Origin of the sequence: Nannocystis punicea, assembly GCF_026965555.1 — a bacterium.
In the GTDB taxonomy this organism is placed as follows: domain Bacteria; phylum Myxococcota_A; class Polyangia; order Nannocystales; family Nannocystaceae; genus Nannocystis; species Nannocystis punicea.
This window is the reverse complement of record NZ_CP114040.1, coordinates 11,258,498-11,281,901: the sequence shown is the minus strand read 5'-3', so window position 1 is coordinate 11,281,901 and position 23,404 is coordinate 11,258,498. Positions and strand designations below refer to the sequence as shown.

Annotated in this window: 19 protein-coding genes; 16 read left to right on the top strand and 3 right to left on the bottom strand. The window is 71.3% G+C overall.

All coding sequences use genetic code 11. The features are described from left to right. Positions 1–80 precede the first annotated feature (80 nt). A complete protein-coding gene (locus O0S08_RS43195; protein ID WP_269035373.1) occupies positions 81–491 on the bottom strand; it encodes a hypothetical protein in 411 nt (136 codons plus the stop codon). A gap of 624 nt (positions 492–1,115) precedes the next feature. Continuing rightward, a complete protein-coding gene (locus O0S08_RS43190) occupies positions 1,116–3,014 on the bottom strand; it encodes a TolB family protein (RefSeq protein WP_269035372.1) in 1,899 nt (632 codons plus the stop codon). 138 nt (positions 3,015–3,152) lie between these two features. Here O0S08_RS43190 and O0S08_RS43185 point away from each other — a divergent pair, with 138 nt between their 5' ends. Beyond that, positions 3,153–3,557 (top strand): amphi-Trp domain-containing protein, encoded by a 405-nt coding sequence (locus O0S08_RS43185; RefSeq protein ID WP_269035371.1) that lies wholly within the window; start codon positions 3,153–3,155, stop codon positions 3,555–3,557. A 204-nt stretch (positions 3,558–3,761) separates the two neighbouring features. After that, positions 3,762–5,279, top strand: coding sequence for an exopolyphosphatase (gene ppx, locus O0S08_RS43180; protein ID WP_269035370.1), 1,518 nt, complete (start codon positions 3,762–3,764; stop codon positions 5,277–5,279). Between the two features lie 223 nt (positions 5,280–5,502). On the opposite strand, the gene glpK is transcribed toward ppx, so the two are convergent. Continuing rightward, the gene (gene glpK / locus O0S08_RS43175) at positions 5,503–6,987 is read right to left on the bottom strand and encodes a glycerol kinase GlpK (RefSeq protein ID WP_269035369.1); all 1,485 of its coding nucleotides are present in this window, start codon (positions 6,985–6,987) and stop codon (positions 5,503–5,505) included. A 367-nt stretch (positions 6,988–7,354) separates the two neighbouring features. On the opposite strand from glpK, the gene O0S08_RS43170 reads away from it, so the two are divergent. From O0S08_RS43170 to clpX, 14 genes are all read left to right on the top strand, one after another. After that, positions 7,355–7,807, top strand: a complete 453-nt coding sequence (locus tag O0S08_RS43170) for a helix-turn-helix transcriptional regulator (protein WP_269035368.1) — start codon at positions 7,355–7,357, stop codon at positions 7,805–7,807. A gap of 90 nt (positions 7,808–7,897) precedes the next feature. Beyond that, positions 7,898–8,944, top strand: a complete 1,047-nt coding sequence (gene pilM / locus O0S08_RS43165; protein ID WP_269035367.1) for a type IV pilus assembly protein PilM — start codon at positions 7,898–7,900, stop codon at positions 8,942–8,944. Next, entirely contained in the window at positions 8,941–9,495 is a 555-nt protein-coding gene (locus O0S08_RS43160) for a hypothetical protein (protein ID WP_269035366.1), read from the top strand. Before pilM ends, O0S08_RS43160 begins: the two co-directional genes overlap by 4 nt. A gap of 12 nt (positions 9,496–9,507) precedes the next feature. Then, on the top strand, positions 9,508–10,125 hold the full coding sequence (locus O0S08_RS43155) for a GspMb/PilO family protein (RefSeq protein WP_269035365.1): 618 nt from the start codon (positions 9,508–9,510) through the stop codon (positions 10,123–10,125). Positions 10,126–10,142: 17 nt separating this feature from the next. Then, positions 10,143–10,709 carry a shikimate kinase gene (locus O0S08_RS43150; RefSeq protein WP_269035364.1) on the top strand — a complete coding sequence of 189 codons (567 nt, stop codon included), beginning with the start codon at positions 10,143–10,145 and terminating at the stop codon, positions 10,707–10,709. Positions 10,710–10,825: 116 nt separating this feature from the next. Further along, positions 10,826–11,884 carry a 3-dehydroquinate synthase gene (locus O0S08_RS43145; RefSeq protein WP_443094082.1) on the top strand — a complete coding sequence of 353 codons (1,059 nt, stop codon included), beginning with the start codon at positions 10,826–10,828 and terminating at the stop codon, positions 11,882–11,884. 109 nt (positions 11,885–11,993) lie between these two features. Further along, positions 11,994–12,344 carry a roadblock/LC7 domain-containing protein gene (locus O0S08_RS43140; RefSeq protein WP_267705099.1) on the top strand — a complete coding sequence of 117 codons (351 nt, stop codon included), beginning with the start codon at positions 11,994–11,996 and terminating at the stop codon, positions 12,342–12,344. Between the two features lie 7 nt (positions 12,345–12,351). Next, the gene (gene aroQ, locus O0S08_RS43135; protein ID WP_269035362.1) at positions 12,352–12,807 is read left to right on the top strand and encodes a type II 3-dehydroquinate dehydratase; all 456 of its coding nucleotides are present in this window, start codon (positions 12,352–12,354) and stop codon (positions 12,805–12,807) included. Between the two features lie 39 nt (positions 12,808–12,846). After that, on the top strand, positions 12,847–13,353 hold the full coding sequence (accB, locus tag O0S08_RS43130; protein WP_269035361.1) for an acetyl-CoA carboxylase biotin carboxyl carrier protein: 507 nt from the start codon (positions 12,847–12,849) through the stop codon (positions 13,351–13,353). Further along, complete coding sequence (gene accC / locus O0S08_RS43125) at positions 13,353–14,783, top strand: acetyl-CoA carboxylase biotin carboxylase subunit (protein ID WP_269035360.1); 1,431 nt, start codon at positions 13,353–13,355, stop codon at positions 14,781–14,783. Before accB ends, accC begins: the two co-directional genes overlap by 1 nt. Before the next feature lie 26 nt (positions 14,784–14,809). Next, positions 14,810–19,609: a tetratricopeptide repeat protein gene (locus tag O0S08_RS43120; RefSeq protein ID WP_269035359.1), complete on the top strand. Its 4,800-nt coding sequence runs from the start codon at positions 14,810–14,812 to the stop codon at positions 19,607–19,609. Between the two features lie 143 nt (positions 19,610–19,752). Next, positions 19,753–21,111, top strand: coding sequence for a trigger factor (tig, locus tag O0S08_RS43115; protein WP_269035358.1), 1,359 nt, complete (start codon positions 19,753–19,755; stop codon positions 21,109–21,111). Between the two features lie 192 nt (positions 21,112–21,303). Next, positions 21,304–21,948 (top strand): ATP-dependent Clp endopeptidase proteolytic subunit ClpP, encoded by a 645-nt coding sequence (gene clpP, locus O0S08_RS43110; protein ID WP_269035357.1) that lies wholly within the window; start codon positions 21,304–21,306, stop codon positions 21,946–21,948. After that, complete coding sequence (clpX, locus tag O0S08_RS43105) at positions 21,945–23,207, top strand: ATP-dependent Clp protease ATP-binding subunit ClpX (RefSeq protein ID WP_224195150.1); 1,263 nt, start codon at positions 21,945–21,947, stop codon at positions 23,205–23,207. Before clpP ends, clpX begins: the two co-directional genes overlap by 4 nt. The last annotated feature ends 197 nt before the right edge of the window (positions 23,208–23,404 follow it).

The window sequence follows — 23,404 nt, the reverse complement described above, 5'->3', positions numbered from 1 at the left end:
TGCCGGGCGAGCGAGCTCGGCGCGCCTGGGTTATCTGTCCAAAAGGACAGCTTGCGGCTCCGGGCGAGCAGCTGGCCGGCTCACAGGGAGTTGCGGAGGACTGTGTACCAGCGGACCGGTTCGACGAAGCTGTGGATCACGAGGACGTCGCCGGTGCCCTGGTAGACGGTGAGGAGGCGGCCGTGGTGGTAGTACTCGGCGCGCAGCGGTGCCCCCTGGTAGGTGATCGGATCGCCGCGCGAGGGGATGACGACGAGGGCCTGGTTGGCGCCGACGGTCAGGTCGGTGTGGACGTCGGCGTCGGCCTGGGCCGCGCCCTCGAGGCGGATCGGGAGGCCGCCCAGGCTTTGGATCCGGGCCAGCTCCTCGCTCAGGCCGTTGAGCCGGAGGTCGACCTGGACGGCGTTGCCGAGGGTGCCGCGGACGTCCGCGGGCCGGGAGTCGCAGGCACAGAGGATGATGGACGCGAGGAGGAGCCGGCGAGCGAGCATCACGGCGATGCTCGCACAGGCCGAGGGCGCCGACCATGCTCGCAAGCAGGGTCGCACAGACGGGCGTGCAGTAGCTCGCAGGTGCGACTCGCAAGCAGGTCGCATTCGCAGGCAGGTCGCAGGTCCGGCTCTAAACAGATGGCGGGGCCCGGCACGCGAACAGGTCGCAGGTCGGCTTGCGAGCCGGTCGCAAGGTCTTGCTCGCGAGCAGGTCGCACAGCCCGGCTCGCAAGCCAGTCGCACAGTCCGGGCGCAAGCGAGGTCGCACAGCCCGAGTCGCACGCTCCAGGCGCAAGCGAGTCTCACAGTCCGGCGCAAGCGAGGTTGCACAGTCCGGGCGCAAGCGAGTGGCACAGCCCGGCTCGCAAGCGAGTCGCACGCTCCGGGCGCAAGCGAGTGGCACAGCCCGGCTCGCAAGCGAGTCGCACAGCCGGCTCGCAAGCGGGTCGCAGGGTTTGGCTCGCAAGCGAGTCGCACAGTCCGGCTCGCAAGCGGGTCGAGGGGCCGGTTCGCAAGCAGCTCGTTGGGAACCCGCTGTCGCGGCCGGGCGGGTTCGAGCCCGTGTTTAAAAGAACATGCGCGAAGGGACATGTCCTTCGCGCATGTCTTTTCTGACGAGCCGGATCACCCGCCGGTGGGGACGCTGCGGCCGGTGGTCAGGGTCCAGTTGGTCTTCTCGATCGGGAAGCGGGTGCGGAACACCAAGGTCTTGCCGTCGGCGCTGAACATGGGGGTGTGGTCCTCGAGCTCGTTGCGGGTCAGGGTGCGCACCTGGCCGCCGGCGAGCGGGACGACGTGGATCTCGCTGTCGCTGCCGAAGGCGACCAGGTTGCCGTCGGCCGAGGCGACCGGATCATACGTGTTGAACTCGCTGACGATGGCGGTGAAGGTCCAGCCGCGGGTGTCGAGCGGGACGATCCGCGGCTCCATGCCGTCGCGCACCTCGGGCGGGAGCGGGGCCTTGTCGGCCTCGGCGAGGGCGTCGGCGAACAGCTTGGCGGCGGGCGCGGGCGCGTCGACGCGGAACAGCTGCACGCCGCGCTCGGGGTTCCAGGCGCGCACGAGCAGGCGCGCGCCCTGCGGGCCCGGCGGGGCCCAGGCGACCCCCTGCAGCTGCTCGGCGGCGTCGAAGTTCTGGGCGTCGAGGCGCAGCGCGCTGTCCGGCTTGTCGGCGCCGAAGAAGTAGAGGGCGGCCCGGTAGGTGCCCGTGCTGTCGGCGACGGTGTCGCTGCCGGCGCCGACGAGGATCTGGTCGTCGAGCCAGACCGGCAAGGAGAAGGAGAGCTTGCTGGTGCGCACGAGGTCGGTGGCGACCTCGTCTCCCGGCTTGACGAGCGAGACGGCGCCCTCGCCGTTGTCGTTGTGGACCCGCGCGACCCGGCCGCTGCGGTGCGGCTCGCCCGGGTCGTCGCCGCGGGCGATGGGGATGGCGATCTCGCCCAGCGCGGCGAAGTTGCAGCCGCCGGCCTCGAGCTTGAACAGGCGCGAGCGGCCGCCCTCGTGGATGAGGAGGGCGTCGCCCTGCGGCGAGTTGCGGAACAGCGGGGCGCGGCCGCTCTCCTCGAGGCTGCCCTCGAGCAGGCCGGTGCAGGGGACGCGGCCGGAGATCGGGTCGGCGCCGGCGGGGACGTAGAAGAAGCGCCAGGTGCTGGAGAGGTCGAGGTCGGCGTTGAAGCCGGTGCTGCTCGAGAAGTTGGCCTTGCGCGTGAGCAGGAGGGTGCCACCGTCGGCGAGGGCGATCGGGTGGACGCTCTCCTGCACGCCGCCGAGGAGGGTGGGCTTGGGCTCGCCCTGCTCCTTGTCGACGAGCAGGACGCGCGCCTTGTCGGCGATCTTGGCGACCGTGGCCTCGGCGGCGGTGATGGCGTCGACGGCGTCGATGCCCTCCTGGACCTTGGTGCGCAGGACGATGACCTCGGGGCCGTTCTTGGGGTCGTCGCGCAAGGTGCTGGCGAGCGGCTCCTGGGCGAACAGGGCGCTCAGGAGGTCGAGCTCGGGGCCGTTCATGAACTCCGAGGGCTCGGCGTTGACGGTCAGCTTGTGCGGGAAGGCGTAGTCGCCGGCGCTGACGACGGCGAAGCGGTGGTGCTTGGCGAAGGTCGGGACGCCGCCCTCGATGTCGAGGCCGCTGAAGTCGAGCGAGGCCGGGTCCTCGAAGGCGACGAAGGCGAAGCCGGCCCAGTCGGCCAGCTTGAGCACGGCCGCCGGCCCGTCCTCGGTCGCCTCGGGGACCTTCTCCTTGAGCTCGTCGACCATGGTCTTGAGCCGGCCCTCCTGGGCGACGAAGCCCCACTTCTCGAGGTACGGCTTGTAGCGCCAGTTGGCGGCCGGGACGACGAGGACGCGCTCGGCCTGCTCGTCGTTGCCGATCGGCCCGGGGCGGTTGTTCCACCACACGAGCCCACCGGCGGCGGCGAGCAGGGCGGCGAGGGCGACGAACTTGCCGCGGTGACTGCGGCGGAGGACGTCGAGGTCGCTCGCGGAGCGATCGGGAGAGGCGGAGCGGTCGGGGGAGCCAGCCATGGCGCGAGCTTCGCACAAGACGCCGGCCGGATCATGCCGCTTTCGGCCGCCGCGGTCGGCCCGACAGCCGGCGCCTTGCTGCGACAAATCGGCCGTGGCAAGGTGACCTCCCGTCCCCCTCGTGGGAGGAGCCCGGAGATGAAGAGCTCACGCCAAGAATTGAAGATCGAGGGCGCGGTCGAGGTGCCCCACGTGATCGCCTACCTCGAACAGCTGGTGACGGCGCTCAAGTCCGGGACTGTCCGCGTCCATCGCGGCGCCGACCAGGTGATCCTCGGGCCCCGCGGGGTCATCGGCTTCTCGCTCGCGGCGTCCGAGAAGGGCAAGCGGCAAAGGCTGGCGCTCGAGCTGTCGTGGCGCAAGTTCGCTGCCCCCGACGCCGACCTCGACCTGGCCATCGGGCCAGCCGCCGAGCTGCCGCCGACGCCCGAAGTGCCCGACGGCGCGGCCGAGTCCGCTGCCGGCGCATCCGCCGAGGCGGAGGCCGCCGGCGACGGCCAGGAGCCGAACCCGGGCGAGGTCGTGCTCGGCGAGGCTGATTGAGCGCCCACGTGGCCTGATGGCGCGAAGCGCGGAGGCCCAAGAAGTTTGCCGCCTCGCCCGGCCGCTCGCATCTCGCGCCGCGTCGCGGTCGCAGGCGGCTTCGTCGATCGCAGCCGAATCTCCCGATGATCGCGCTGCGGTGTTCTCGCGGACGCGGGGCGCGCTTGCGCGGCGGCATGCGCGGCCGTATGGTCGCGCACCGCGATGGGCGAGCCGACTCCGCCGGTCATTGATTCCGACAGCGTCGCCGCGGTCGACCTCGGCTCGAACAGCTTTCACATGGTGGTCGGCCGGGTCGTCGACGACACCCACTTCCACATCGTCGACCGCCTGCGCGAGCGCGTGGCCCTGGCGGCCGGGCTCGACGAACACCACGAGCTGACCGACAAGGTGCAGGAGCGCGCGCTCGCCTGCCTCGAGCGCTTCGGCCAGCGCTTGCGCGAATTCCCCGAGGGCCGCGTGCGCGCGGTGGGCACCAGCGCTATGCGCCAGGCCGGCAACGCGAGGGCGTTCCTGGCCGGCGCCCAGGCGGCGCTCGGACACCCCATCGAGATCATCGCCGGCAGCGAGGAGGCGCGCCTGATCTACCTCGGCGTGTCCCATACGCTCGCCGACGACCGCGGCCGCCGCCTGGTGATCGACATCGGCGGCGGCAGCACGGAGCTGATCGTCGGCGAGCGCTTCGAGCCGATCCGCATGGACAGCCTCGGCATGGGCTGCGTCGGCTACAGCCTGCGCTTCTTCGTCGACGGCAAGATCCGCGCGGAGGACTTCCGCCGGGCCGAGATCGCCGCCCGCCTCAAGCTCGAGCCGATCGAGCGCCACTACCTCGAGGCCAACTGGGCCAACTGCGTCGGCTCGTCGGGCACGATCACGGCGGTCGACGCGATCCTGCGCGCCAACGGCTGGAGCGACCGCGGGATCACGGCGGCCGGGCTGCGCCAGCTCAAGAAGGCGTTGATCGCGGCCGGCAGCACGAACAAGGCGGCCGGCCTGTCGGGGGTGCAGGCCGACCGCGTGCCGGTGCTGCCGGGCGGAGTGGCGATCCTGCTGGCGCTGTTCGAGGCGCTGCAGATCGAGCACATGGCGATCTCGACCGGGTCGATGCGCGAGGGGCTGCTGTACGACCTGCTGGGCCGGATCCGCCACGAGGACGTGCGCGACCAGACGATCCGCCAGCTGTGTCAGCGCTACAACGTCGACATGGCCCAGGCCGGCCGCGTCGAGCGCCTGGCGCTGCACTGCTTCGACCAGGTGCGCGACGCGTGGGGCCTCGACCCGGCGCTCGGACAACAGCTGGTCGGCTGGGCCGCGCGCCTGCACGAGATCGGGCTGTCGGTCGCGTTCTCCGGCTACCACAAGCACAGCGCGTACCTGGTCGCCAACTCCGACATGCCGGGGTTCTCGCGGGCCGACCAGGAGCTGCTGGCGGCGATGCTGCTCGGTCAGCGCAAGCGCCTCGCGCGCGAGGTGTTCGCCGGCCTGCCCAACAGCGAGGCCGAGCTCGCCAAGTCGCTGACGATCTGCCTGCGGGTCGCGCTCCGCCTGGCCCGCAGCCGTAGCCCCACGCCGCTGCCGCCGTTCACCGCGACGGCCCGCCGCGGCTCGCTCGAGCTCGGGTTCCTCCCCGACTGGATCGAGGCCCACCCGCTGACCTTCGCCGACCTGGTGGAGGAGGCCGAGAAGCTGCGCGAGATCGGCTTCGAGCTCCGCGTTCGCTGACGCGCCGCGACGGCCCGCCGCGACCGGCCCCGGGGACTTGAACGAGCCGTCAGGGGCGAGGCCTCGAGTCGCGCCGGTCGCGGGAGTCACTGCCGTGTGACCCGGCCACTCTCTGCCCCTCCGAACACCGCGTAACCGGCAGCGCGCGGGCGGCGTCGACCGACGATCACCAGGTCCGGGCGCAGCGAGTCACGCGGGTCATATGTCGCTCAAGACATGTCCCTCAAGCCAGGGCGACGGCGCGCTCCCAGTTGCTGCGCAGGGTCGCGAGGGCGGTGGTCGGCGGGTTCGGGGTGAAGGCGCGGTCCTGCTGCCAGGCGGCGGCGAGGGCGGTGGTGTCGGACCAGACGCCGGCGCCGAGGCCGGCGAGGAAGACGGCGCCGAGGGCGGTGGCCTCGAGCATGGTGGGCCGGGCGATCGGGACGCCGAGGAGGTCGGCCTGCAGCTGCATGAGGAGGTCGTTGGCCGCGGCGCCGCCGTCGACCTTGAGCGCCTTGAGCGGGGCGCCGATGTCGGCGCTCATGGCGCGGAGGAGGTCGGCGATCTGCAAGGCGATGCCCTCGAGCGCGGCGCGAGCGATGTGCGCGCGGGTGGTGCCGCGGGTGATCCCGCTGATCAGGCCGCGCGCGTGCGGTCGCCAGTAGGGCGCGCCGAGGCCCGCGTGCGCAGGCACGAGGACGACGCCGCCGCTGTCCGGCACGCTGGCCGCGAGCGCCTCGATCTCGCTGGCCTTGACGACGAAGCCGAGGCCGTCGCGGAGCCACTGCACGACCGCGCCGGCCATGAAGGCGCTGCCCTCGAGGCAGTAGGTGGTGCGCTCGCCGATCTGCCAGCCGACCGTGGTGAGGAGGCCGTGGCGCGAGGCGACCGGGGTGGCGCCGGTGTTGAGCATGGCGAAGGCGCCGGTGCCGTAGGTGCACTTGGCCTCGCCGGGCTCGAAGCAGGCCTGGCCGAACAGCGCCGACTGCTGGTCGCCGGCGATGCCGTGGATCGGGATGCCGTCGGGCAGGCCGGGCACGCCGCGGGTCTCACCGAAGCGGGCGGTGCACGGGAGGACGCGCGGCAAGATCGCCGGCGGCACCCGCAGGATGGCGCACAGCTCGTCGTCCCAGCCGCCGCCCTTGAGCGGCCACAACAGCGTGCGCGAGGCGTTGCTCGGCTCCGACACGTGCGCCGCGCCGGCGGTCAGTCGCCATACGAGGTAGGTGTCGACGGTGCCGGCCTGAAGCTCGCCGGCCTCGGCGCGCGCGCGGGCGCCGGGCACGTGGTCGAGGACCCAGGCCAGCTTGGTCGCCGCGAAGTAGGGGTCGAGCAGCAGGCCGGTGCGCGCGCGGATGAGGTCCTCGTGGCCGGCGGCGCGGAGCGACTCGCAGGTGTCGGCGGTCCGCCGGTCCTGCCACACGAGCGCGCGGTGCAGCGGGCGCCCGTCGCGACGACTCCATACGAGGCTGGTCTCGCGCTGGTTGGTGATGCCGATGGCGGCGATCCGCGCCGGCGCCACGCCGCTCGTCTGCAGCACCTCGGCGACGGCCGCGAGCACCGAGGCGTACAGCTCATCAGGGTCGTGCTCGACCCACCCCGGCTGCGGAAAGTGCTGTGGGAACTCCCGAGTCGCGCGCGCCAGCACGCGGAGCTGCGGGTCGACGAGCAAGCAGGTGCTGCCGGTGGTCCCCTGGTCGATGGCGAGGATCAAGTCTGCGGTGGTCACGGCGCCGGGAGCGTATCACCCGCGCGCATCGCGGCGCCTCGGCGGGCGGCCTCGGCATTGGCCGGCGCGACCCAGGGAGATCTGCCCGAAGCCCATATGTGCGTGGACGCGCGGGCGGAGGATGCGCAGGTGGGCAGAATCGCACATGCACCGTGGATCGCAACCTGTGGCCCCGCAGCACCCTTCAGAGGCGTTTTCACCTAGCTCGGAGGGGCGGTGATGGGCGTCGCTCGGATCGCTACAAAGACCTATCAAATCCCTATCACTAACATTCACTTACGTATCACTGAGACGTTCGAGCCACGTTGACGAACCCCTTGCCGGGGCTGACAATGTGTAGGAAAGCGTAGCCCGACCGGCCAGCCCCATGACCGCGACCCCGAAGCAGGAGCTTCAAGCTCCGCCGCCGCAGCAAGCCGCTCCCGCGGACACGGCCGAGCTGTACCCCCGCGCCGACGCGACGCCGCGCGACCGCGACGAAGACGAAGGCGAAGAAGTCGGCGAGCCCGCGGCCGCGAACACCGTCGAGGCGCCGGCGCCGAAGCGAGCCCGCAAGGCCGCCCCCGCCGGCGAGACCGGGGCCGCGAACGCGAAGGCCAAGGGCGGCGTGCAGCCCAACAACGTCCGCAAGCTGCGCCAGGCCGCCATGATGAGCAAGGCCGAGCTCGCGCGACGTGCCGGCGTCAGCCCGCTAACCATCGACCGCGTGGAGTCGGGATGTCCATGCCGCATGGATACCAAACGCAAGATCCTCGAGGCGCTCGGGCTCAGCCCCTCGGCGCGCGAGCAAGTGTTCGGCCCCGACATCGACCAGGGCTGAGCCGCCTCCGCGGCCGCGTCTCGCCACGGTCGTCCCATCACTCCGCGAGCCGACGTCGCGGCCCGCCGCACGCGAGGCGGCGCTAAACGCATGACCAGGCGCTGCTTCGGCCTCGACCTCGGCACCTCGGCGGTCCGCCTCGTCCAGCTGCGACAGGCCCGCTCCGGTCTGCGGGTCGCTCGCTTCGGCGTCGAGCCTCTGGCCCCAGGTTGCATCGAGGACGGCCAGGTCGTCGACCACGACGCGACCGTCGCCGCGGTCCGGCGCGTGCTCGCGCGCGTGCGACCGCTCGGCCGCGACGTCGCCCTCGCGGTCGCGGGGAACGGCGTCATCATCAAGCGCTTCGCGGTGCCGCAGCTGCGGCCCGAGGCGCTGGTGGCCCAGATCGCGTGGGAGGCCGACCAGATCGTCGCGCCGCAGCAGCGCGGCGAGGTGCTGGTCGACCACACGATCTTGCGCGAGAACCCGGCCACGGGCGAGATCGAGGTGCTGCTCGTGGCGGCCAAGCACGACATCGTTCGCCAGCGCCTGCGCGTCGCCCAGGACTGCGGGCTGCGGCCGGTGGTCGTCGATGCCGCCGCGTTCGCGCTGCACAACTGCGTCGAGGCGGCCCACGGCCTGGTCGGCGGCGAGACGGCGGCGGTGCTGGCGGTCGGCGCGTCGACGTCGACGATCACGATCATCGCCGACGGGGTGCCGGCGTACGGGCGCGACTTCGGCGCCGGCGGGCGCGACTACGACGCGGCGATCCAGCAAGCCACCGGCGCGAGCGCGAGCGAGGCCGAGGCGCTCAAGCGGCGCGCCGGCGTCGAGCCCGAGGTCGCGGCCCGCCTCGCCGACGTGCTCGCGCCGGTGTCGCGGTCGATCGCCGGCGAGGTCCAACGCTCGCTCGCGTTCTTCCTCGACTCGACGGTCGCCGAGCCGCTCGCGCGCATCTACCTGGCCGGCGGCGCCGCGACGACCCCGACCCTCGCGGCGGCGCTGGCCGAGCGCCTCGGGGCCGCGGCGCAGCGGGTCGAGCCGTTCGCCCGCCTGGCGATCGACGCCGGCGTCGACGCGGCGGCCCTGGAGGCCGAGGGCGCGGCGGCGGCGCTGGCGTTCGGGCTGGCGCTGCGGCGGGAGGACGACTCGCCTTGATCCGCATCAACCTCCTGCCCAGGGCCCAGCGGCGGCGACGCCTGCGGCTGCGCAGCGGAACGGTGCTCGCCGGCGCGATGCTGCTCGGCTGGGCCGCGGTGATCGGCACCGGCTACGCGTGGATCGCCAGCCACGGCGCGCGAGCGGCCGAGCTGCGGGCGAGCGCGGCCGAGGTGACGGCGGCGACCCGGCGGCTCGAGAAGAAGCGCGACAACCCGGCCCTGGCCGAGCGCCAGCGGGTGCTGCGGATCCGCCAGGAAGCGCTGGCGCGGCTGCAGGAGGCCCGCGGCGCCCCCGCGGCCGCGCTCGCCGAACTCGCCGCGCTGTTCGAGCGGCAGGACGCGGCGCTGCGGCCGCTCGAGGCCCACGCCGCCGTGCTCGGCGTCTGGCGGGTCGAGGGCCTCGCCCGCGACGTCGCCGCGCTCACCGACTTGGTCGCCCGCGTCCGCCGCGAGGCGAAGTTCCACCTGTCCTATGGGCCAGAATATGCCCGCGCTCCCGACGACGGCCTGCGCTTCCGCCTCGACCTCGAGGCCGCGGCGAGCGAGTGAGTGAGACGTCCAGTGCTGTCGCCCGAGAGCCTCACGCGCCTGTCCGTCTTGCAGACGCTGCTGATCTGGGTGCTCGGAGCCAGCGTCACTGCGATCGTCGGCTACGTGGTGTTCTGGGTGCCGGCGCGCGCCGACCTGCTCGCGGCCAGCAACGAGCTCGCGGCCGCCGAGGCGCGGCAGCGACAGGTCGCGCAGGAGCTGGACGAGCAGCGGACCTTCGCCGAGGCGCTGGCGCGCGAGGAGGAGGCGCTGGCCGGGGCGCTGGGGGCGACCCCCGGCGCCGCGGGCGACCGGGCCGACTTGTTGTTCATCGTCCCCGAGCTGGCGCGCGCGTCGGGCCTCGAGATCGATCGCTGGCAGCCGTTGCCCGACGAGCCGGCCGGCGAGTGGGGCGTGCGCTCGCCGGTGCGGCTCGACGCGCGCGGCAGCTGGGCGGCGCTGGTCGCCTTCGTCGCCGAGCTGGCCGCGTTGCCGGAGACCGTCGTGATCGACGAGCTCGTACTGCGCTGGCCCGACGCGCACGACACTCTGGAGATCTCCTTCCGCGCCGGCGCGCTGCGGGTCCGCGCCGAGCTCGCCGAGCCGCCCGCGCGACCGACGGCGCCGGTCGAAGCCCCTGCGACACGCTGATGAGCTCTCTCACCGCCATGACTTCACTCCGTGCAGACGATCCGCAACGACCGCTCTTCCTCACCGGGATGATGGGCGCCGGCAAGTCGACGGTCGGCCCGATCCTGGCCGCCATGTGGGGCGCGCCGTTCATCGACCTCGACCGTCGCATCGAGCGGATCTTCGGCGCGGCGATCCCCGCGCTGTTCGCCCGCGGCGAGTCGCACTTTCGCAGCTGCGAGAAGACCGCCCTGCAGCTCCTCGTGGCCGAGCCCGGCTTTCGTGCGCGCACCGTCGTGGTCGCCGCGGGCGGCGGGCTCGTCGTCGATCCGGCCAACCGCGCGGCCATGCGCGCGGCCGGACTCGTGTACTTCCTCGACGTACCGCCGGCCGAGCTGGCACGCCGTTTGAGCGCGACTGCGATCGGCGGGCGCCCCTTGCTCGGGTCGGACGCGGGCGCGGTCGCGGCGCGCGTCGCCGAACTTCTTGACAATCGGAGGTCGGCGTATGAGGAAGCGGACGGAGTTGTCGACGGCAACGGACCGCCGCAAGATGTGGCGCACCGGTTGCTGACGGCGCTGGCCACCAGCCTCCGCATCCACTGAGGTCCTGCATGCAAGACAGCGGGTCATCCAGCCAACGCAAGCGCCCTCGGCCCCTGGTGCTCGACGTCCACGTACCGGCCGAGAGTCGCAGTTATCCGGTGCTGATCGGTCGCGGCATGTTGTCGCGGATCGGCACGGAGCTGCGGCAGCGGCTCGGCGGGGCAAATTCGATCGCGCTCATCACCGACGCCAACGTGGCGCGGCTGCACGGCGCGGCCGCTCGCGCGGCCCTCGAGGCGCACGGCTTCCAGGTCGTGCCGATCGTCGTTCCTGCGGGCGAGATGCACAAGAACATGCCGTCGCTGCTCGGGGTGCTCGAGCAGATGATCTCGGGTGGTCTGAGCCGGCGGGACGCCGTGGTGGCGCTCGGCGGCGGCGTCATCGGCGACCTCTCGGGTCTGGCCGCGGCGCTCTTCATGCGCGGGATCCCGATCGTGCAGGTGCCGACCTCCCTGCTGGCGCAGGTCGACGCCTCGGTCGGGGGCAAGGTCGCGGTCGACCTCCCCGGCGCCAAGAACATGATCGGGGTGTTCCACTTCCCGCTGTTCGTCGCCATCGACCCCGAGGTCTTGAGCTCGTTGCCCGACCGCGAGCTGGCGCAGGGTCTGGCCGAGATGCTCAAGCACGCCCTGCTGTTCTCGGGCGACCACCTCGAGCAGCTGCTCGGTCGGGCCGACGCGATCTACGCCCGCGACGTCGACGTCATCACCCCGCTGGTGGCGACCTCGGTCGGGCTCAAGGCGGCCTGCATCGGGCGCGACCCGTGGGAGCAGGGCGAGGCGGGCAAGGGGCGGGTGCTGCTCAACCTCGGGCACACGATGGCGCACGCGATCGAGGCGGCGTCGAACTACGAGGTGCCGCACGGCGACGCGGTCGCGCTCGGGTTGCGGGCGGCGGCGCGGGTGTCGGAGCTCAAGGGGGTCGCCGAGCCGGGGCTCGAGCCGATGGTCACCCAGGCGCTGGCTCGCTTGCGGTTGCCGCAAGATCTCGACGTGTGGTTGGCCGGGGATCGCGGCGCGGCCGTCGAGCGCGCCCTGGCGGTCGACAAGAAGCGCGTCGGCGGGACCGTGAGTTACGTGGCGTTGGCGCGGGTGGGCGAGCCGCTGGTGCTGCCGCTGACGCCGCGCGAGATCCTGGGGCTGCTGCGGCAGCGGGCGCAATTGCCCGCGGAGTGAGCGCAGGGCCGCCGAAGCGAGTGTGAAAGCCGCGTTGCGGCCGAGTTGAGGCTTGCCAGAACCGATTTGCTCTGCCAACCTGGCGGCCCGCGCGAGGACTGCGCCAACCATGAAAGACACCCTCAAATCCATCGTCGACAAGATCCCAGGCGCCAAGGGCGCCATTCTGATGGGCTTTGATGGCATCGCCGTCGAGCAGTACGACGGCGGTAGCGGGGCTGACATCGAGGGCATCGCGACCGAGTTCTCGTTCCGGTTCGTCGAGCTGCTCAAGGCCACGAAGGCGCTCGACCTGGGCGCGCTGACCGACATCACGATCAAGGCGGAGCGCGGCACCCTGCTGGTGCGCTGCCTGTCGGAAGAGTTCTTCACGATCGTGCTGCTGGAGGACTCGGGGAGCTTCGGCAAGGGGCGCTGGGTGCTGAAGAGCGCGGCGCCGGACCTGCTCGCCAGTCTGTAGGCTGCGGATGTCGGCGGCGCCGCGGGTGCTCGTGATTCACGGGCCCAACCTCAACCTGCTGGGCCAGCGCGAGCCGGGCATCTACGGCGCGCAGACGCTGGCCCAGCTCGACGAATCGCTCCACGCGCTGGCGGGTGAACTCGGGGCCGAGCTGACCTGTCGGCAGAGCAATCACGAGGGCGTGATCCTCGACTGGATCCACGCTGCGCACGGCACCGCCGACGGCCTCATCATCAACCCGGGCGCCTACACGCACACCAGCGTGGCGATCCAGGACGCACTGCGTGCGGTGCCCGTGCCGGCGGTCGAGGTCCACCTCAGCAACCTCTACCGCCGCGAAAGCTTGCGCCAGGTATCAATGTCTGGCGTAGCATGTGTCGGCGTCATCATGGGCCTCGGCACTGCCTCGTATCACCTCGCTCTGCGCTACCTCGTAGCCGAGCACACGGCCCGCCCGTCGTGACCGACGCGCCCGGGACCCTTCGACCCTGACGGAGAGTGCATGTCGTCCGAACCTCGGGATTCGTCTCCACGGCCTGATTCGCTGCCGGACCTGCGGTATGTCCGCGAACTGGCCAAGGTGCTGCGCCAGAACGACCTCGACGAGATCGAGATCGAGAGCGGGGAGCACCGGGTGCTGCTGCGCCGGAACACCGGCATCGAGGCCGCGCCGGTGGCCGCTCGCCCGGTCGTCTACGAGGCGCCGCCAGCCGCAGCGCCGGCAGTCGCGGCTGCGGCGCCGGCTGCGCCCGCGACCGTGCCTGCCGCCGGTACCTTCATCACATCGCCGTTCGTCGGCACGTTCTACCGCTCGGCGGGTCCGGACACGCCCTCGTTCGTCGAGGTCGGCACCACAGTGCAGCGCGGCCAGACCCTCTGCATCGTCGAAGCGATGAAGTTGTTCAACGAGCTCGAGGCCGAGTTCCCGTGCGTGATCGAGGAGATCTTGCTCGACAACGCCAAGCCGGTCGAATACGGGGCCAAGCTGTTCCGGGTCCGCAAGCTCTGATGCCGACGAAGACGCCTCATCCCACCGCGCCGCGGCCCACACCGCCGCCGCTGAGAGAGATCCGCAAGGTCCTGGTCGCCAACCGGGGTGAGATCGCCCTGCGCGTGATCCGGGCCTGCCGCGAGCTGGGGATCCGCACCGTCGCGGTCTACTCGACCGTCGACGAGCACGCCCTGCACGTGCGGTTCGCCGACGAGGCGGTCTGCATCGGCCCCGGGCCGTCGACGCAGAGCTACCTCAACATCAAGAACATCATCGCCGCCGCCGAGCTGACCGGGGCCGACGCCGTCCACCCCGGCTACGGCTTCCTGTCGGAGCGGGCCGAGTTCGCCGAGATCGTCCAGAAGTGCAAGCTGACGTTCATCGGCCCGGACCCGATGCACATGCGCGTCATGGGCGACAAGGTCACGGCGCGACAGACGATGGAGCGTTCCGGTGTCCCGGTGCTGCCGGGCACGGGCGTGCTCACCAGCGCCGCCCACGCGGTGGCCGAGGCCGAGCGGATCGGCCTGCCGGTCATCCTCAAGGCGTCGGCGGGCGGCGGCGGTCGCGGCATGAAGATCGTCCGCGACATCAAGCTGCTGCCGCAGACCCTGCAGACCGCGCAGGTCGAGGCGCTCAAGGCGTTCGGCAACGGCGACATGTACATCGAGCGCTACGTCCAGAGCCCGCGCCACGTCGAGGTCCAGGTCGTCGCCGACCAGCACGGCAACGCGAATCACCTGCTGGAGCGCGAGTGCTCGGTCCAGCGGCGCCACCAGAAGGTGCTCGAGGAGGCCCCTTGCTCGGTCCTCAGCGAGCCCCTGCGGCGGGAGATGTGCGCCGCCGCGGTCGCGGCCGCCAAGGCCATCGGCTATCACTCGCTCGGCACCATCGAGTTCTTGCTCGACGGCGACCGGTTCTACTTCATGGAGATGAATACGCGCGTCCAGGTCGAGCACTGCGTGACCGAGATGATCACCGGCGTCGACCTCGTGCAGGAGCAGATCCGGCTGGCCACGGGCGAGCCGCTCGGCCACCTGATGCGCGAGTTCCGGCCCCGCGGTCACGCCATCGAGTGCCGGATCAACGCCGAGGACCCGATCAAGTTCATCCCTCAGCCGGGGACGATCTCGGCGCTGCACTTCCCGGGCGGCTACGGCGTCCGGGTCGACAGCCACCTGTACCAGGGCATCACGGTTCCGCCCTTCTACGACTCGATGCTGGGGAAGCTCATCGTCCACGCCCCCGACCGCCAGCAGGCGATCCGGCGGATGCAGCGCGCGCTCGGCGAATGCGTCATCGAGGGCATCCAGACCAATATCCCGCTCCACCGGTGGCTTCTCAAGCAACCGGCGTTCATTAGTGGTAAATACGATACCCACTTCCTCGAGGCGTCACTCGACCCCGAGGCTGTGCGCGCCGAGGCCGACGCCGAAGTGCAAGGCTGAAGGAGAAGGACAGGAAGAAGGACAGGGTGGCGTTCAACCGCGACAAGGCACTGGCAGCGGCTGCGAAGTTCGCGGCGAAGGGTCAGCACGACCGCGCGGCGAAGGAGTACGCGGCGGTCGTCGAAGCTGACCCTTCGGACATTCGCTCATGGCTCCTCTACGCCGACGCTCTGCGGCAGATGGGCGACACCGCCGGCGCGAGCGAGCGGTTCATGTTCGTCGGCAAGCACTACACCGACGCCGGCGAGCACCAGAAGGCGCTCGCGGTCTACCGGCAGGTGCTGCAGATCGACTCGGGCCGGCTCGACGTGCAGGCCAAGGTCGCGGCGCTCTACAAGGAGCTGGGCCGGATCCAGGACGCCATCGCCACCTACGAGTTCGTCGCCCAGGCGTACTTCCAGAGCGGCCAGATCGTCGAGGGCCTCGAGGGCTTCCGCATGGTCGCGGAGCTCGACCCGGGCGCGGTCGGCAAGCGGTTGCGGCTGGCCGAGCTGTACTCGCGCGAGGGCATGGTGCCGCAGGCGGTCGAGCACTTCCGGCTCGCCGCCGACAAGCTGTTCTCCGACCGCCGGATCGACGACTACATCCGCGTCGCCGAGCGGCTCATCTATCACAAGGAAGACGACCTGCCGGTCCTGCGCTCGCTGGCGCGGATCTACCTGTCGCAGAACGAGAACCGGCGCGCGCTGGTGAAGCTCAACGCGCTGCTGCGCTCGGCCCCCGCCGACCCCGAGGGCCTGGAGCTGCTGGCCGACACGTTCGTCGCGCTGGGCAAGCAGGACAAGTCGGTCAGCGTGCTGCAAGAGCTGGCCAAGGAGCAGCGCAAGGGCGGGCGCAAGGCCAAGATCCTGGCTGCCCGTGTGCTCCGCAAGGCGATCGCTCTCGGGCCCGAGAACGCCGAGGAGCTCAAGAAGACCGCCGCCGACATCGACGCCGAGATCGCGGCCTTGCCGATCGATCCGAAGGAGCGCGAGGAGGAGGGGCTCGACATCGACGTCGTCGAGGAGGAGGCCGCGGCGGCGCAAACCGCCACCGACCTCGAGCTCGACGTGGAAGTCGAGGACGTGCCTTCGCGCCCTTTCGCAGGAGTGGGCGCGAACCTGGCGCCCAGCGCGGCGGAGGAGCCTGAGGACAACGTCGGCGACGTCGACAAGCTGCTCCTCGAGGTCCGGGTCTACATCAAGTACAAGATGTTCGAGCACGCGCTCGGGCACCTCGACTCGATCTTCGTCCGCGACGCCAGCAACACCCAGGCGCTCGAGCTGCAGGCGTCGATCCTCGAGGCGCTCGGCCGCAACCCCGAGGCCGCCGACACCTACGTCCGCCTGGCCCAGCTGGTCGCCGGTCGCGACCTGAAGATCGCCCGCGACCACCTCGAGCGGGCGCTGCGGCTGGCGCCCAACCACACCAAGGCCGAGATGGTGTTGACCGCGCTCGACGCCACCGGCAGCCAGCCCGACGAGGCGGCGCCGCTGGTCCGCGGCACCAAGCACGAGCGCCTCGCGGGCGACGCCGAGGCGGCCCCGCCGGTCGCCGGCCAGAGCGGCGCCGGCATGAGCTCGCCGGCCGACTCGGCCCGCCTCGACCTGGGTCCGGATGTCTCTTCGGACACGTCCACCGAGACAGGTTCGAAAGTACAGGCCGACCTCACGCCGACGCCCGCCCCGGCGCCTCTGCCCGAGGAGCCCGCGACCGCGGCCGCTCCGGCCGAGGAGCCCGCGCGCGAGACCAGCGGCCTCAAGAACCTGGCCTTCGGCATGGCCGCGCCGGTGGGGCGCGACGACGGCGACAGCTCCGTCAAGTCGCCGCTGCCGACCAAGTTCTCGGAGAAGACGCCGCTGCCGAAGGTCGGCAGCGAGAAGACGCCGCTGCCGACCTTCAAGCCGCCGGTCAAGCCGGACGGCAAGAAGCCTGGCTCTGAGGACCTGTCCGCAGAGACAGCCGCGGAACCGGCGACGAGCGAGGCGGAGAAGAGCGAGCCTGCGAAGAGCGAGCCCGCGAAGAGCGAGCCCGCGAAGAGCGAGCCCGTCGAGGCCGAGCCCGCGAAGGCCGAGCCCGGCGAGGCCGCCCGCAAGCCGCCGCGCCGGCCTCCGGCCAGGCCCCCCACCGAGAAGTCGGCGGCCAAGCCGGCGCCGCGCGCCGAGGAGGTCGAGGAGCTCGAGGCCGAGGAGGTCGAGGAGCTCGAGGTCGACGAGATCGTCGAGGCCGCGCCGGAGCCGACGCCACGCAAGCCCCTGCCGCCCAAGAAGGCGCCGCCGAAGCTGGCCCGCCCGCCGCAGCGGCCCACGCCGCCCGGACGGCCGAAGACCGGCAAGCCGGACGAGTCGCCGCAAGACAGCGCTGCCGAGGCGCGCAGCGAGAGCGTGGTGACGGCTCGGCCCGAAGCACCGCGTAGCGAGAGCGTGGTGACGGCTCGGCCTGAAGCACCGCGTAGCGAGAGCGTGGTGACTGCTCGGCCTGAAGCACCGCGTAGCGAGAGCGTGGTGACCTCGAAGCCCGAGGCGCCGCGTAGCGAGAGCGTGGTGACGGCGAAGCCGGTCGCGCCCAAGCCCGAGGCGAAGCCCGCGAGCAAGCCGGACCGCGCCGCGAGCGACAAGACCGAAGCTGTCCCCGCGGACAGCACGGTGAAGACCGAGGGCGAGAAGACCGAGGTCGCTCCGACGGACAGCGCGGTGAAGACCGAAGCTGTTTCGGCGGACAGCGGGGCGAAGGCCGAGGGTGAGAAGACCGAGGCTGTCCCGGCGGACAGCGCGGCGACCACCGAAGCTGTCCCGGCGGACAGCGGGACGAAGGCCGAGGGCGAGAAGACCGAGGCTGTCCCGGAGGACAGCGCGGTGAAGACCGAGGCTGTCCCGGCGGACAGCGCGGTGAAGGCCGAGTCCGGAGCCGTGGCGGCGGTAGAGCCGAAGGCGGCCCAGCAGGCCCCAACCGACGCCGTCCCCGTCGGCGAAGAGAATATCCCCGACGACAGCGCGGCGCAGGCCGAAGCTGTCCCGGCGGAAAGCGCGGCGAAGACCGCTGGCTTACCCATCGGCGCAGAGGCGAAGAGCGAGGCCGACGCGGCCGAAGCCGCCAAGCCGGTGACCCGGACCGAGGCGGCCCCCGCCAAGCCCGAGGTGCCGAAGGCGGAGATCGTCCGCGGACCGACCCCCACGGGCAAGACCGACACCGCCGCCAAGCTCCGGGCGATGCGCCTCGGTTCGAAGCCGGCCAAGCCGGTGACGCGCCTGGGCGACACGAGCGGGCCGAAGCCCGCCGCGACCCCCGCGAAGCCGGAAGCTGTCCGTTCGGACAGCCAAGCCGCGAGCGAGGCGAAGCCGGAAGCTGTCCGTTCGGACAGCCAAGCCGCGAGCGAGGCGAAGCCGGAAGCTGTCCGTTCGGACAGCGAGGCGCCGACCAGCGAGGCGAAGCCGGAAGCTGTCCGTTCGGACAGCGAGGCGCCGAGCAGCGAGGCGAAGCCGGAAGCTGCCCGTTCGGACAGCGAGGCGAACGCCGCCGAGGCGGCGCCGATCAGCGAGGCGAAGCCGGAAGGCGCCGAGGCCAAGCCCGCGGACGCGGCCCAGCCTGGCGAGGCGAAGCCGGAAGCTGCCCGTTCGGACAGCGAGGCGAACGCAGCCGAGGCGGCACCGAGCAGCGAGGCGAAGCCGGAAGGCGCCGAGGCCAAGCCCGCGGACGCGGCTCAGCCCGGCGAGGCGAAGCCAGAAGCTGTCCGTTCGGACAGCCAGGCGAACGCAGCCGAGGCACTGCCGTCCAGCGAGGCGAAGCCGGACGCCGCCGAGGCCAAGCCCGCGGAGGCAGCCCAGCCCGGCGAGCCGACGGAGACCGTCGAGGCGAAGCCCGAGCCGACAGAGACCGTCGAGGCGAAGCCCGAGCCTACCGAGGCCGGCGAGGCGAAGCCCGAGCCGACCGAGGTCGCCGCCGAGGCGAAGACCGAGCCCACCACCGAAGCGACGCCCGAGCCGACGGAAGCGAAGTCTGCCCCTTCGGACACCCCGCCGGCCGAGTCTGTCCCCGCGGACAGCAAGGCCGCCGACCTGCTGAGCGCCGAGCTCGAGGAGCTCGAGGCGGTCGAGGAGATCTCGGCCGAAGAGGGCGCCGCGCCCGACTACCCCGACATCACCGACGAGGTCGAGGAGCTGCGGTTCTTCATCAGCAGCCGGTTCGAGGACGACGCCCAGTTCACCTACCTCGAGCTGCAGCGGCGCTACCCGGGCCACCCGGCGCTCGCCGAGTTCGCCGACCGCTTCGCCACCGGCGCCAAGCTCGAGTCGGCCGCCGCGCCGGTGATGATCGAGGACACGCCGCCGCCGGTCGCCGCCGCGCCGGTCGCCGTCAGCCCCGGTCACACCGTCCAGCGCCTCGACGACGAGGACGACGAGGACGACTTCCTGTCCTCGATCTTCGACGAGCCGTCGCCGGTCAGCCGCAACAAGAAGTCGTCGCAGCAGCGGGCGGTCGCCACCCTCACCGAGCAGGCCGACGCCCAGACCTACTTCGACCTCGGCATGGCCTATCACGAGATGGGGCTCATCGACGACGCGCTGACCCAGTTCGGCCTCGCCGCCGCCGACAGCACCTGGCAGTCGCGGGCCAAGGTCATGATCGCCGACCTGCGGATCCTCCGGGGCGAGCCCTCGGTCGCCGTCTCCGCCCTGCGCGAGGCGGTCGACAGCGCCAACGACGAGGACGAGCGCGACGCGGCCCAGTACCGCCTGGCCGAGGTCTATATGACCCTCGGCGACACCGCGGCCGCCGCCGAGGCGCTGCGCGACGTGAGCCCGGGCTACCGCGACCGCGACGAGCTGCTCGCCGAGCACGAGGGCTGACGGTCGGGCGAGCCGTGCGGCTTGTCACGCCTCCCGGACCCGGGTTCACGGCGCCCGCCGGCCCGCGTGCCGGGGGCCGTGAGCGCGTCGACTTGTGATCGTGACGGCCCTCTGGTACTGGACCGTCCCCGCTTTCGCTCGTCATGGAAAGTCAAATCGAGAGGATCAGTGCGGTCGAGTGCCGCGTGCGTGTGCAAATCCCGTGGGCGGAGATCTCGCCTCGGTTCGCCACCAAGCTGCGCGACCTGCAGGGCAAGGCTCGCCTGCCCGGCTTCCGTCCGGGCAAGGTGCCGCCGCACATGCTCGAGCGTATGTTCGGCAAGGGTGTGCGTGAGGAGCTCGCGCGCGAGCTCGTCGACGAGACCTTCCAGGCCGCCGTCACGCAGCACAGCAAGGTGCCGCTGACGCAGCCGGTGCTCGAGGAAGGCACGCTCAACAAGGACGAGACCTTCAAGTACGCCGCGCGCTTCGAGGTCCCGCCCGAGATCACCCCCAAGGACTACACCGGCATCGCCGTGCGTCGCCGGCCCGCGGCCGCCGACGAGGCCAAGATCGCCGCCGAGCTCAAGGCCAAGCAGGAGGAGCTCACCGAGCTGCGCCCGCTCGCCGAGGGCAGCGAGCGCACCGCGACCCAGCCGGGCGACGTGTGGACCGTCGACCTCGACGGGACCATCGGCCCGCAGAAGATCGCGCGCAAGGATCTCCGCGTCGACATCGGCGAGACCGAGAACGAGTACATCCCGGGCCTCGCCGCCGCGCTCGCCGACATCACCCTCGACCAGGTCGGCAAGACCCAGGTCGTGCGCTTCAGCCCCACGCAGGAGCGCCTCAAGCAGGAGCTGCGCGGCCACGAGGCGGTGCTGACGATCGGCTTCCGCGACGTCCGCGAGAAGCACGTCCCCGCCCTCGACGACGACTTCGCCCGCGACACCGGCGAGGCCGACAGCCTCGACGCGCTCAAGGCCAAGTTCAGCGAGCGCCTGCTCGAGGAGGACAAGAACGAGGCCGAGCGCGACGCTCGCAAGCGGCTCGTCGAGGTCCTCCTTCAGCGCAACAGCTTCGAGGTCGCGCCGTCGCTGGTCGCCCGCGAGGTCGCGGCGCAGGTCGACCTGTTCAAGCGTCAGGTCCAGCAGCAGGGCCTCACCCTCCAGCGGCTCGGCGTCACCGAGCAGCAGCTCAGCTCGCAGTACCGGCCCCAGGCGCTGTTCAACGTCAAGGCGTTCCTGCTCCTCGACGCGATCGGCAAGGCCGAGAACATCGTCGTCGCCGAGGAAGAGGTCGAGGCCGAGCTGAAGGAGATGGCGGCCGAGCGCAACCAGAACATCGATCGCCTGCGCGCGACGATGGAGAAGAACAACCAGCTGCTGCTCCTGCGCGCGCAGCTCCGCGAGGAGAAGATCCTCGACTTCCTGATGAGCAAGGCCGAGGTCACCGAGGCGCCCGATCCGTCGCCGGAGGCGCCGGCCGCGTCGGAGTCTAGCGGCGAGACCGCCGCGACCTGACGACCGAGTCGCGCCGCGCGCCGGTGCCGAGCGCGCCGAACGTCGAGCAGGAGCCACCTTCGGGTGGCTCCAGCCGCTTTCTCGATCCACGGTGAGAAAGTGGTGAAGCGCTTGCGCGTTCTGGGGCCTTGCATCGCCGCGGCGAGGCGGTCACGATAGCCGAGACACCTAGAAGGAGCGCGGAGCCGCCGCATGAATCACCACGAAGACCTGGGCCCGGTCGCAAACATCCCATTCGTCATCGAGCAGACGCACCGCGGCGAGCGCTCGTGGGACATCTACAGCCGGCTCCTCAAGGACCGGATCATCTTCCTCGGCACCGGGATCAACGATCAGGTCGCCAACGTCGTCATCGCCCAGCTCCTGTTCCTCGAGTCGGAGGACCCGGAGAAGGACATCACGATGTACATCAACTCCCCGGGCGGCGTCGTGACGGCGGGCCTGGGCATCTACGACACCATGCAGCACGTGCGCTGCGACGTCGCCACCTACTGCATCGGCCAGGCGGCCTCGATGGGCGCGGTGCTGGTGGCCGGCGGGGCCCCTGGCAAGCGCTTCGCGCTGCCCAACGCGCGCATCATGATCCACCAGCCGTCGGGCGGGGTGCAGGGCCAGGCGACCGACATCGAGATCCAGGCGCTCGAGATCCGGCGCCTCAAGGCCATCTTGAACGCGATCCTCGCCGAGCACAGCGGGAAGACGGTCGACGATATCCTGCGTGACACCGAGCGCGACAAGTTCATGGACCCGCAGACGGCCAAGAGCTACGGGCTCATCGACGAGGTGCTCAGCCGGCCGCGGAAGGAGCGGCCCACGCCGACGGGGGGGAACCCATGAGCTCCAAGCGCGATAACAACGGGAACCTGAGCTGCTCCTTCTGCGGCAAGTCGCAGAAGGAGGTGAAGAAGCTGATCGCCGGCCCTTCGGTCTACATCTGCGACGAGTGCATCTCGCTCTGCAACGACATCCTCGCCGAGGAGGTCCAGAAGGAGGAGCGGGCCGACGTCAGCGCGAAGATCCCGAAGCCGAAGGACATCCGCAAGGTCCTCGACGACTACATCATCGGCCAAGAGCTGGCCAAGAAGACCATCAGCGTCGCGGTCTACAACCACTACAAGCGCATCAACGCCAAGAAGCTGCCCGACGAGACCGAGCTGCAGAAGAGCAACATCCTGCTGCTCGGCCCGACCGGCTCGGGCAAGACGTTGATGGCGCAGACGCTGGCGCGCATCCTCGACGTGCCGTTCGCCATCGCCGACGCCACCAGCCTGACCGAGGCCGGCTACGTCGGCGAGGACGTCGAGAACATCATCGTCAACCTGCTGCAGAACGCCGACCACGACATCGAGCGGGCGCAGCGGGGCATCGTCTACATCGACGAGATCGACAAGATCGCGCGCAAGGGCGAAAACCCGTCGATCACCAGGGACGTGTCGGGCGAGGGCGTGCAGCAGGCGCTGCTGAAGATCCTCGAGGGCACCATCAGCAGCGTGCCGCCCAAGGGCGGGCGCAAGCACCCGCAGCAGGATTTTCTGCAGGTCGACACGACCAACATCCTGTTCATCTGCGGCGGCGCGTTCGCGGGCCTCGAGGACATCATCGACCACCGCATCAGCGCCAAGACGATGGGCTTCGGCGTGCAGCACGGGCAGAAGAAGGAGCTGCGTCAGTGGGAGCTCCTGCAGCAGGTCCAGAGCGAAGACCTGATGAAGTTCGGCCTCATCCCCGAGTTCATCGGCCGCCTGCCCATCGTCGCCCCGCTGCATGACCTCGACGAGGCGGCGCTGGTCGCCATCCTCACCCAGCCCAAGAACGCGCTGGTCAAGCAGTACGAGCGCCTGCTCGGCATCGACGGCGTCGGCCTCAAGTTCACCGACGGCGCCCTCAAGGCGGTCGCCCAGAAGGCCCGCGCGCAGAAGGCCGGCGCCCGCGGCCTGCGGACCATCCTCGAGCGGGCGATGCTCGACGTGATGTACGAGATCCCCAGCCAGGGCAACATCCGCGAGGTCGTCGTCAACGAGGACTGCATCCTCCAGGGCAAGCAGCCCGTGGTCGTCTACGCCAACGACGGCGAGGTGAAGAAAGAGGCGAGCTGAGCCGCTGCGTCTCCGCTCGCCCGAAGGGCCGCCCGGCACACGCCGGCGCGGCCCTTCGTCTTTGGGGACCGCCGCCCCCGCGCGTCCGCGAAGAGCGACCGTAAGGACATGTCCCTAAAAACATGTCCTTCCAGCTGGGATGGCTCGAAGGACAGTCGGCGTTGACAGCGCAGTTCGGGCTGGCAAGATCGCCGCGT

Coding starts and splice junctions, on each gene's coding strand:
- O0S08_RS43195 (WP_269035373.1), bottom strand. CDS start 491: ATGCTCGCTCGCCGGCTCCTCCTCGCGTCCATCATCCTCTGTGCCTGC.
- O0S08_RS43190 (WP_269035372.1), bottom strand. CDS start 3,014: ATGGCTGGCTCCCCCGACCGCTCCGCCTCTCCCGATCGCTCCGCGAGC.
- O0S08_RS43185 (WP_269035371.1), top strand. CDS start 3,153: ATGAAGAGCTCACGCCAAGAATTGAAGATCGAGGGCGCGGTCGAGGTG.
- ppx (WP_269035370.1), top strand. CDS start 3,762: ATGGGCGAGCCGACTCCGCCGGTCATTGATTCCGACAGCGTCGCCGCG.
- O0S08_RS43170 (WP_269035368.1), top strand. CDS start 7,355: ATGACCGCGACCCCGAAGCAGGAGCTTCAAGCTCCGCCGCCGCAGCAA.
- pilM (WP_269035367.1), top strand. CDS start 7,898: ATGACCAGGCGCTGCTTCGGCCTCGACCTCGGCACCTCGGCGGTCCGC.
- O0S08_RS43150 (WP_269035364.1), top strand. CDS start 10,143: ATGACTTCACTCCGTGCAGACGATCCGCAACGACCGCTCTTCCTCACC.
- O0S08_RS43145 (WP_443094082.1), top strand. CDS start 10,826: ATGTTGTCGCGGATCGGCACGGAGCTGCGGCAGCGGCTCGGCGGGGCA.
- O0S08_RS43140 (WP_267705099.1), top strand. CDS start 11,994: ATGAAAGACACCCTCAAATCCATCGTCGACAAGATCCCAGGCGCCAAG.
- aroQ (WP_269035362.1), top strand. CDS start 12,352: ATGTCGGCGGCGCCGCGGGTGCTCGTGATTCACGGGCCCAACCTCAAC.
- accB (WP_269035361.1), top strand. CDS start 12,847: ATGTCGTCCGAACCTCGGGATTCGTCTCCACGGCCTGATTCGCTGCCG.
- accC (WP_269035360.1), top strand. CDS start 13,353: ATGCCGACGAAGACGCCTCATCCCACCGCGCCGCGGCCCACACCGCCG.
- tig (WP_269035358.1), top strand. CDS start 19,753: ATGGAAAGTCAAATCGAGAGGATCAGTGCGGTCGAGTGCCGCGTGCGT.
- clpP (WP_269035357.1), top strand. CDS start 21,304: ATGAATCACCACGAAGACCTGGGCCCGGTCGCAAACATCCCATTCGTC.
- clpX (WP_224195150.1), top strand. CDS start 21,945: ATGAGCTCCAAGCGCGATAACAACGGGAACCTGAGCTGCTCCTTCTGC.